Origin of the sequence: Streptomyces sp. WM6386 (genome assembly GCF_000972385.1) — a bacterium.
GTDB lineage: Bacteria > Actinomycetota > Actinomycetes > Streptomycetales > Streptomycetaceae > Streptomyces.
The window spans coordinates 1-2,849 of the sequence record NZ_JXTE01000153.1 but is presented as its reverse complement, the minus strand read 5'-3'; the positions used below and the strand labels follow the sequence as shown (position 1 = coordinate 2,849).

At 68.0% G+C, this 2,849-nt stretch carries 2 protein-coding genes and 1 pseudogene; 2 read left to right on the top strand and 1 reads right to left on the bottom strand.

From position 1 onward, the window contains the following. Window positions 1-618 precede the first annotated feature (618 nt). Window positions 619-968: pseudogene (locus TN53_RS46145) on the top strand (Tn3 family transposase); the annotation flags it as partial. Window positions 969-1,097: 129 nt separating this feature from the next. Here the strand turns inward: TN53_RS46145 and TN53_RS40200 are convergent. Then, complete coding sequence (locus TN53_RS40200; RefSeq protein WP_052745400.1) at window positions 1,098-1,664, bottom strand: hypothetical protein; 567 nt, start codon at window positions 1,662-1,664, stop codon at window positions 1,098-1,100. A gap of 642 nt (window positions 1,665-2,306) precedes the next feature. Between TN53_RS40200 and TN53_RS40195 the strand changes: the two genes are divergently transcribed. Continuing rightward, a partial coding sequence (locus TN53_RS40195) for an ROK family transcriptional regulator (RefSeq protein WP_046263818.1) occupies window positions 2,307-2,849 on the top strand: 543 nt, incomplete at its 3' end.

Genomic DNA, 2,849 nt, shown 5'->3' with positions numbered 1-2,849 from the left:
TGGCAGGACGGCATACGAAAATGACGTTCCGTCGGAAAGCGCTGGGTGATTGGTTCATACCTTGAGGACGCCCTTTTGCCTGGTCAGGGCCGGGAACTGTCTCAAGCGAGGCTCACCTTCGCATACGCGAGTCGGCGAGACAAGCGCTCTCTCTGACCGATTTTCAAAACCTTGCGAGGGATGGAATGTTACCGGCGGTAGTCGCACCCGTATTCGAAGGTTGGGATGTGAAATCATCAGTCGCTCTGGTGAGCCTCGCGGCATTTCTCCGGCAATTCCGGATAAGGCTCTTGCGGCGCGGTCATGCGCAACTGGCGGCGTCCGGCCGACTCGTGACAGACAGCCGGGCGCAAGATCCTGCATGGCTCAGGAGTTCGGATACGCGGCGTCCACTCGCGCCGGCTCCTCGGCAGTGAGGGCAGGACCGATCCGTGCCGGGGCCGTGAAGGGAGCCGGTAGTCGCTCGGCAGTGACCAGTCGGGCTCGGCGGGGCCACCAAGGCGCCGAAGCTGGAGCGGGCCCCGGGGGCCAAGCGCACCGCCATGCTCACCGCGGTGATGCGGCATCTGGAGGCGAAGGCGATTCACCGACCAGGTACGCGCCTACGACCTGCTGCGGATGTTCGGCCGCGAGGGCCACCCCACGCCGCTGGGACAGGCGTTCGCCGAGTACGGGCGGATCGCCGAGGCGTTGCAGCACCTGCTCGCCGTCGTCGACCCGGTCGATGACACCTACCGGCGGCAGATGCACAAGCAGCTCACCGTCCAGGAGTCCCGTCACAAACTGGCCCGCGACATCCGCCGCGGCAAGGAGGCACCATCCACCAGGCGTACCGGGACGGGATGGAGGATCAGCTCGGTTCGCTCGGCCAGGTCCTGAACGCCGCGGTGCTCTGGACGACGCGCTACATCGACGCCGCTGTCGCCCAACTCTGCGGCGAGGGCCACGAGATTCACGAGATCCACGACGAGGGCGTGGCCCGGCTGTCCCCGCTCAAGCACAAGACTCTGAACGTCCTCGGCCCTTACAGCTTCACCGCCGCCACCCCCGGGGGCGGCACACGGCAGCGGCGAGAGTGCTATGTCCCCCAGGGAAGGTCAGCCGCTCACCGCCCGCAGTGCCCCCGGCCTGCGGCCATTGAGACGGTCCAGCGCGGTGGCCGTGGCCTGGTCGGCCGTCATGTGCACCACCAGGCGACGGCCCTCGTCCGCAAGCATGAGCGTCTCGAACGACAGGCGCAGGCGACCTGCCTCGGGATGCTCGACCACCTCAAGCCCAAATCGGGAGGGCAGGGCCGGAACAGCGGCGAGCCGGTCGCTGAACGGCGCCCCCGCCGCCGTCAGCTCGTCGGCCAGGACAGCGACATGAGGGTCGTGCAGCGAGGCCTCGTTGCGCAGATGGGCGACCTGCCCGTCGGCCAGCCGGTCCCACCCGGGGAACACGGCGCGGGACCGGTCGTCGGTGAACAGGTACCGCAGCATGTTGGGAGGGTCGCCGTCGAGCAGGCCGAGTGGACGGGCGTACCGCTCGTAGCCCTGTGTCCAGGCCACGATGTCTCCCATCCGGTTGAGCAGGACGGCCGGCGCGGGCTCCAGACTCTCCAGGAGTGCCCGCAAGGTGAGGCGCACCGTGCGCTCCGGCGGTGCGGTGACCGTCTGGCACACTTGTCCTCGCCGTGTTCCTTGGGCAGCCGGTGCAACAGCAGACGGTCCGCCGTCGACAGCTGCAGGATGTCGCCGAGCCCGGCCCTCGGCACCACGGCACCGGAACCCCGTCGACTCCGGGGCGTGCCTCGGGACAAGCGGTAGCCGTTGGCCGGGAGCCACGAGGTTTCGACGTGTCGGCGGTCTGGAACCCGTCCTGCCCGGCGCCGGGCAGGACCGCACCCCTCCACCGGGTTGAACCGACCGGTGCGGCGGCCCCGGCGTCATGGCAACCCGGGGCCGCCCCCGTCCCCGACATCGCGAAGAAACTGTGTCATCAAGACGGGGAAGAACTCCGGCAAGAACCCGTCAGTCGCCTCGCTCTGCCGCGCGTTCGCCGAAGCCGAACCGGCCGCAGCAGACGCCATTCCGCCGCTCCGGCCCAAGCCAGTCCGTATCCGCCGGCCCAAGGCGACTTCCGGACATCACCCATCCAGACTTTGTCCTGAGTGTGGAAAAAGAGCGTCCTACTCCAGCGTAAGTACTTCCCACTCCGGAAAATCGTTGTTACGTTCCTCTTCAACAGCCTGACGGTGCAGTCGGTGCAGACAGGCGCCTGGATCCCCGGCCATGGGTGAGGGGAGAGGAGGGATCGTGCGACGGATGACGGCACGACCTGAGAACGCGCATCAGGCGCGGCTGCTTCGTCTGCTGCGTGACAACGGGTCCAACTCTCGTGCCCAGCTCGGTGATCTGGTGGACCTGTCCCGCTCGAAGCTGGCCGTCGAAGTGGACCGGCTGCTGGAGACGGGGCTGGTTGTCGCGGACGGGCTGGCACCGTCCCGGGGCGGTCGGCGGTCGCACAACATCCGGCTCGCGCCGACGCTGCGTTTCCTCGGTGTCGATATCGGTGCCACTTCGATCGATGTCGCCGTGACGAATGCGGAGTTGGAGGTCCTGGGGCACCTCAACCAGCCCATGGACGTCCGTGAGGGCCCGGTCGCGGTCTTCGAGCAAGTCCTGTCGATGGCGGCGAAGTTGAAGGCGACGGGGCTTGCGGAGGGTTTCGACGGTGCCGGCATCGGTGTGCCGGGGCCGGTCCGCTTTCCCGAGGGTGTTCCGGTGGCTCCGCCGATCATGCCGGGCTGGGACGGTTTCCCGGTCCGGGAGGCGCTCAGTCAGGAGCTGGGCTGCCCGGTCATGGTC